Raw genomic sequence first — 7,019 nt, 5'->3', positions numbered from 1 at the left:
TTTTTACGAATCTTATTTTGGAGTATTAGCGAATAGTGAAGGGAGCTACCAGACAATCAATAATGAACGGGCTCGCCCGAGGGCTTTGCGCTCTGGTATTTGTCGGCCTCGTGTCTATTCGTTTTGTGTCACTTCAAGCGGATGAGCTGCGTCCGATTCTTCCTGGTATGAGTCGTGATGAGATGGAAGCAGCCAGTCTTGGCTGTAGAGATTGTCATGTAAAGACTGACTCGCTCACGATGCACGAAAATCCAGCGGTAGTTATTGGATGTGCTGATTGTCATGGCGGGGATCCAGCAGTAAGGGCTGAAGGAGTTGCCTCAGGATCGCGAGAATATGAAGAGTTGAAAGATCGTGCTCACGTCTTACCTGCTCACTCTGAAAACTGGCTGACGAGTGCAAATCCAGAAAATAGTTATACGGATCTCCTGAAGGAATCTTCCGAGTTTGTCCGTTTTATCAATCCCGGTGATCTTCGGGTCGCACCAGAGGCGTGCGGAGGATGTCATGCCGATATCACTCGCGCTGTGCAAAAGAGCTTAATGACAACGAGTGCCATGCTCTGGGGCGGGGCTTCTTACAATAATAACATTCTTCCCTATAAAAATTACATTCTCGGAGAAAGCTACGGAAAGGATGGAGAGGCTCAAATGATCCTTCATGGGGGTGAACTGTGTGAGGAAGAAAAGGCGCGTGGAGCTTTAGAGCAACTTACCTCGATGCCTCAGTGGGAGGTGCTTGCTCCTGGGGATGTCTTTCGTATTTTTGAGCGCGGAGGAGAATTTGTAAAAACGCAGTTCCCTGAGATTGGAAACCCGAATCCACTGGAGGAGCCTGGACTTCCTGATGTTTTACAGTCAAATCGGGGAGAGGGTACGGGTGCTCGCATCGCTGTCCCAGTGATCAATATCCACAAAACTCGTCTTAATGATCCCCACCTTTCATTTCTTGGTACGAATGATCACCCGGGAGATTATCGGAGCAGTGGATGTACAGGTTGTCACTCTATTTATGCGAATGATCGCTCAGAAAAGCACTCTGGACCTTATGCGAAGTTTGGGCATGAGGGAAAAACTCAGTCAGTTGATGAGACTATTCCCCGTGATGAGCCAGGACATCCATTAAAACACGTATTTACCAGAGCAATTCCGACCAGTCAGTGCATGGTCTGTCATATGCATCAGCCAAACATGTTCGTGAATTCCTACCTTGGATATACGATGTGGGATTACGAATCAGACGCGCCCCACATGTGGCCTCAGGATCAGCGGTATCCCACCGATGAAGAGCGTATTGAGTCATACAGACATAATCCCGAGGCAGCCGCCGCCCGTGGATTGTGGACTGACAAAGAGTTTTTAAAAAAGGTCAGTGAACTCAATCCACAATTACAAAATACGCAATTCGCTGATTATCATGGGCATGGATGGAACTTTCGTGCAGTCTATAAAAAAGATCGCAAAGGAAACCTTTTGGATGCAGACAATAATATTGTTCCGCATACGGATCCCGAGAAATTCAAAAAAGCGGTCCATCTCTCTGATATTCACCTAGATCTCGGAATGCACTGTTCGGATTGCCACTTTGCGCAAGATGTTCATGGAGATGGAAATATCTATGGTGAAGTTGCCCAAGCTGTCGAGATTCAATGTAAGGACTGTCATGGAACCGTTAAGGAGTATGCGAATCTGACGACGAGTGGTCCGGCTTCGGGCACGGATGGGAATGATTTGTCCCGTATGCGAACTCCCTTTGGACAGTCACGGTTTATTTGGAAGGGAAATAGGTTATTTCAACGTTCTTCGGTCACTGAGAATCTTGAATGGGAGGTAAAGCAGGTAAGGGATTCGGTAAATCCTCAGCATCCGAATTATAATGAGGCATCCGCGCGTTCAAAGACTGTAGAGCATTTTACGTCTGGGGACGGGGAGGATCCAAGGTGGGGCAATCTGGCAGGTATTGATCAAGCCGACAATCTTAATGAGCTACTGGCACATAATAATGATGAGATGGCCTGTTTTACGTGTCATAGCTCGTGGGTAACGAGTTGTGCGGGATGCCATTTGCCAATTGAGGCGAATTGGAAAGAGGAGTCAAAACATTATGATGGGAAACAAACGAGAAACTTTGCGACCTATAATCCCCAAGTCGTTCGTGACCAGATGTTTCAAATTGGAAAGCATGGTCCAGCCAAGGATGGAAAGATCGTTCCCGTACGATCCTCAAGCGCACTGATTCTTTCTTCAACCGATATTAATCGTCAGAAAATTTATATACAGCAACCACCAACTGCCGCCTCGGGTCATTCTTCACAAGCGTTTGCTCCTCACTTTCCGCATACGGTGAGAACGAAAGAAACTAAGCGGTGTAATGACTGTCATATCTCAAAAGAGAACGATAATAATGCCATCATGGCGCAACTACTTTTGCATGGAACACAATTTGTGAATTTCATGGGTGCTTTCGCCTATGTGGCAACGGGAGAGCATGGACTTGAGGCAGTACGCATCTCTGAGTTTGATGAGCCACAAGCTATTATTGGAAGTTATCTTCATCGTTATGCCTATCCAGATAATTATAAAATGCACCATGAGGACAGGCAGCAGAGGCTCGAGGAGTCCCATCGGCATCATGGGGTAGGTGGAAGCACGAATACGATTCAACATAGAGGTGAGTACTTATATACCACTGCAGGGGAAGCGGGATTCCGCGTTTATGATATCGCAAACATCGCCAATAAGGGGTTTTCGGAACGTATTGTGACTGCTCCAGTATCTCCTTTAGGACATGACACGCATATTCCCTCGCAAAATGCCACTTCTTTTGCACTACCAACCAACATGCCCATAGCGCCATTTCGGCAGCAGTTGCCAGAGAATTTGGAAACTCCACTTCATGAGATTTATCACTATGCGGTCATAACAGATGCAGAAGAGGGATTGATTCTCGTTAATGTCGATACATTACAAGATGGTGATCCGACAAATAATTTTTTGAAGAGAGCGCTTACCTGGAACGAGAAAGGAATTCTTGCTGGTGCACGACATATTACGCTCGGTGGTTCCAATGCTTATATTTCAACAGATACAGCATTAGTCATTCTCGATCTGGATAATCCGCTTTCACCAAAGGTGCTAAAAACTATTCCCTTTCGAGAGCCGAGAGCATCCGCTTTACAGTTTCGTTATCTTTTTGTTGTGGATAGTGATGGATTGCATGTGGTCGATGTAACTGAGGGGGAAGAAGCAAAGAAGGTAAATACCGCTTCCATTCCTTTACAGGATGCACGATCAATATACCTTGCTCGGACCTTTGCTTACATTGCAGGAGGAAGCGAAGGGCTGGTAATTGTCGATATTGAGAAAGCTGAGCAGCCAAGGATTTACTCCAAGTATTCAGCTGGGGGAGTGGCATCCGATGTCAATGATGTAAAAATCGCGAGCACGAATGCCAGTCTGTTTGCATATCTTGCTGACGGGAAGAATGGTTTGCTCGTTATGCAATTAACGGATCCAGAGCGAGTGCCTACCTATTATGGTTTTTCTCCGAATGTGGAGCCGAAACTCATCGCTCGTAAGAAACTCGGTGGGCAAGCAAAAGCGATTACAAAGCCATTAGACCGTGACAGGGCAGTTGATGAGACGGGAAATCAGGTAAGTGTCTTTGGAAGACTGGGTTCTCGGCCATTCACGAAAGAAGAGATGAAGCGCATGTATCTTCGGGAAGATGGGAGAGTGTATGCATTTCCAAATGATTGGTAAAACGGATAACATCGCTCGAGCCGAGCAGAACTACATTTGGTTTCGATGATACGTGCAACTCCTGATTTATTTTCAATGATGTCATTAAAATGCATTGACCGAACGACTCGTCTCTGAAAGGCTTTCAACATGTTTTCTCATCTCTGTTCTTCAACCCTAGCCTTCTCAGAGCGGATTTTCGATACCGTGGAGCATTACTGGAACAGTGATGAATTTAAAGGCATCATCTGGAGCGGAATTGCTGTATTTTTTGTGCTCAGTGGTTTCTACATAGAGTTGACGAGACTAGAAATTTTACCAGTTCACAAACTACCAGTATCTCCTCTCTATTCGATTCATCTTGCTTTTACTGCGGTATTGGTTGTTGAGGTTATTGAGCTCATTTTGAGTCTGTCTCGTTCTTTTTCCGTTTCCGTTGGAAAACAGCTGGAGATTTTCTCTTTGATTCTTCTGCGACAGGCCTTTGAGGTTTTAAGCAGAGTGGATGATATTCAAGCAGATTTCTCATCAGCTGGGGAGCATTCTTTCCAGCTCTCAGCGATGATGCCAGCGCTTGAGCATGGTATTGGTCTCATGTTAGTCGAAGTGGTGTGCGCTCTGGGCATTTTCGCGCTTTTAGCATTTTATGATCGCATACATGTCTCGAGAAAAATCATCTCAGTGGAAGAAAATGAGCGGAGTTTTATTCGATTAAAGAAGTTGACCGCGCTTCTCTTGCTCTGTGTATTTATCGCGTTTGCGGTCTTAGGAAGTATAAGTCTCTATGAAGGAGATGAGGGATTTTCACTCTTTAAGAACTTTTATTTAGCGCTTATTTATGCTGATATCCTTCTGATTCTTATCTCCTATCGCTACAACAATAGTTATGCGCTTATTTTCCGAAATTCTGCATTCGCAGCTTGTACGTTATTAGTGAGACTCGCATTAAGTGCACCCCCTATTTTGGGCGCTCTCTTGGGACTCTTCTCGGCTGCTCTGCTGCCAGGGATTATGTATTGCTATAATTGCGCAGTTGAACCATATGGAAGGGAACCACATTGACGCAAGTCGGAATAGGGGATTAATTTCCCTTGTTTTGTAGACTGTGCTTGTTTTGTAGGCTGTGCTTTCGTGACTCGAGCTCCTCCCATCTTGCATAGAGCTTATCTACGTTAGCCTTTGCTTCAGCGTGTTTTGCAGAGACTGCTTTGCTTTTTTCAGGATCGATATGCGAAGAAGGGTCAGCAACTTCTTTCTCGATAAGCGCTAATTGAGCCTCAGCCTTCTCAATCTTTGACTCCATCTTATTGTACTCGCGTTGATCATTATAGGAGAGTTTTGTGAGAGGGCTTTTCGGCTTTTCCTTGCGAGATGTCGTCAGTGATTGTTCTTCGACGTCTTGAATGCTTTGCTCATACCACTGAGTATAGCTGGCAAATTCAGAAACTTCCCCTCCTGAAAATCCTAAAAAGTGGGTACAGACCTCTTCAAGCATAAAGCGATCGTGAGTGATGAGTATTACCGCACCCGGAAAATCAAGAATCATGGTTTCGAGCGCTTCAAGCATAGAAATATCGAGATCATTCGTCGGCTCATCGAGAAGCAGAAGATCAGCCTCTTGCCTGACAAGGATCGAGAGTAGAGCTCTCGCTTGTTCGCCCCCGGACAAGGCAGATAGCAACTTCATGTGTTCTTCTGCTTCGAATCCAAATCGCTTTCCCCAACCAATTACATGAATGGACTTATCTTGATAGATAACGTGATCGCTCCCGTCTCCGAGTAGCTCCCCAAGAGTTTTGTACGCGTCGAGAGATTCTCTTAGCTGGTCGAAGTAGACAATCTTTAGACCAGATGCGTGTTTTACCTTTCCGGTAGCACTCGAGAGTTCTCCCCCAAAGACTTTGAGAAGCGTAGATTTCCCTTCTCCATTCTTTCCAAGTACTCCCAAACACATCCCATTAATCAATGTAAAGGAGAGCGCTTCAAAGAGTGGTTTCTCATCATAAGAGAAACTACATTTAATGAGTTGTGCTAGCTCCCGCGTATTTCTTCCTGCACTTTGAAATTCAATGGCATCCTGGCTGGTCTCTTGCCGCAATTTTGCTTGTGCGAGCTCTTGTTTCAAACGAAGGGCTTCTTTCATTCGATATGCTGCTTTCCCAGTGCGAGCACTCGGACTTCGTGCTGCCCACTCAAGCTCACGCCGAGTTTTATTTGCTAAGCTAGCGGTGCGCTTTGCTTCCTGTTCAAGCTGAGCTTGTCGTTTCGATTTAAAGTCTAGATAGCTTCCCTCGTATTCATAGTATCCGCTCGGATATACCTTTGAGATTTCTAAAATTCGATTTACTGTCTGCTCAAGAAAGTATCTATCATGAGAGACGAGAGCCCAGGCGAAAGGCGCATTTTTTAAGAGGCGTTCTAGCCAGGAGATCCCCTCAAAATCGAGATGGTTCGTTGGCTCATCGAGTAAGAGCAGATCGGGTTCTAATGAGAGTGCTGTTGCAATACTCAATCGTTTGCGCCATCCCCCAGACAGTTCGCGAACTGGCTGAGAGAAGTCCGAAAATCCAGCTCGAGAGAGTGCTTTTGCTGCGTTTACTTCCTTTTCATGAACAGGGAAGTCATTTTGAGGTTGCGAAGAAAGGACTACCTCTAAAACGGTTTGAGATGCATTGAAGTTTTCCACCTGAGGAAGATAGTAGACTCCTCGGTTTGATTCCGAGAGAACTCTTCCAGAGTCTGGAATGATTTGTTGTGCGAGAATTTTTAAGAGAGTTGATTTTCCACATCCATTCGGACCAACGATGCCAATACGAGCGCGCTCAGGTATTGTAAGCTTGAGTTCGTTGAATAAGGGACGAGCCCCCATCTGAATGGAAATGCGGTCAAGTGATATCAGTGCAGTCATAGTTATAACTTTAGCAGGGTACTATGTGCGTCAGAAAAGTGGAAGGTTCTGAGAGAGGCGTTATTGATCGATAACTGGACATTACAAAGGAAGCAGGTATCCTGTACCCAGTTTTCATGTGCGGAGCGAAGAAGAGACAGCAAGGGAGAATGAGCAGGGATAGCTATCAGAAACTGGGTCTTTATTACGATGAGGTCGTAGGGGACCGACGAGAAGCTATTCGGCAAATCCGTGGGTTGCTACGAGTCTATGCGCCGACGGCAAAAACTTTGCTCGAGATTGCTTGTGGCACTGGGACAGTGCTCCAAGCTCTTGAGAAGCGCTATGAAGTGGCGGGACTCGATTGTTCCGAAATCATGCTGAGCCAGGCT

General features: G+C 45.7%; 4 protein-coding genes. 3 read left to right on the top strand and 1 reads right to left on the bottom strand.

Annotation, left to right across the window (positions count from 1 at the left end):
- The first annotated feature begins 62 nt into the window (after positions 1-62).
- Together EBR25_11885 and EBR25_11880 are read left to right on the top strand one after the other, a co-directional pair.
- The gene (locus tag EBR25_11885) at positions 63-3,761 is read left to right on the top strand and encodes a hypothetical protein (GenBank protein ID NBW41684.1); all 3,699 of its coding nucleotides are present in this window, start codon (positions 63-65) and stop codon (positions 3,759-3,761) included.
- Between the two features lie 129 nt (positions 3,762-3,890).
- Positions 3,891-4,802 carry a hypothetical protein gene (locus EBR25_11880; GenBank protein NBW41683.1) on the top strand — a complete coding sequence of 304 codons (912 nt, stop codon included), beginning with the start codon at positions 3,891-3,893 and terminating at the stop codon, positions 4,800-4,802.
- A 19-nt stretch (positions 4,803-4,821) separates the two neighbouring features.
- Here EBR25_11880 and EBR25_11875 read toward each other — a convergent pair whose 3' ends face one another.
- Entirely contained in the window at positions 4,822-6,648 is a 1,827-nt protein-coding gene (locus EBR25_11875) for an ABC transporter ATP-binding protein (protein ID NBW41682.1), read from the bottom strand.
- A gap of 116 nt (positions 6,649-6,764) precedes the next feature.
- Between EBR25_11875 and EBR25_11870 the strand changes: the two genes are divergently transcribed.
- The coding region (locus EBR25_11870) for a class I SAM-dependent methyltransferase (protein ID NBW41681.1) at positions 6,765-7,019 on the top strand (255 nt) is incomplete at its 3' end.

The sequence above is a fragment of the bacterium genome (assembly GCA_009926305.1).
Classification (GTDB): domain Bacteria; phylum Bdellovibrionota_C; class UBA2361; order UBA2361; family RFPC01; genus RFPC01.
This window is presented reverse-complemented; position numbering and strand designations above follow the sequence as displayed.

Excerpts from the sequence above, each read along its gene's own strand:
- EBR25_11885 (NBW41684.1), top strand. The coding sequence starts at position 63 with ATGAACGGGCTCGCCCGAGGGCTTTGCGCTCTGGTATTTGTCGGCCTC.
- EBR25_11880 (NBW41683.1), top strand. The coding sequence starts at position 3,891 with ATGTTTTCTCATCTCTGTTCTTCAACCCTAGCCTTCTCAGAGCGGATT.
- EBR25_11875 (NBW41682.1), bottom strand. The coding sequence starts at position 6,648 with ATGACTGCACTGATATCACTTGACCGCATTTCCATTCAGATGGGGGCT.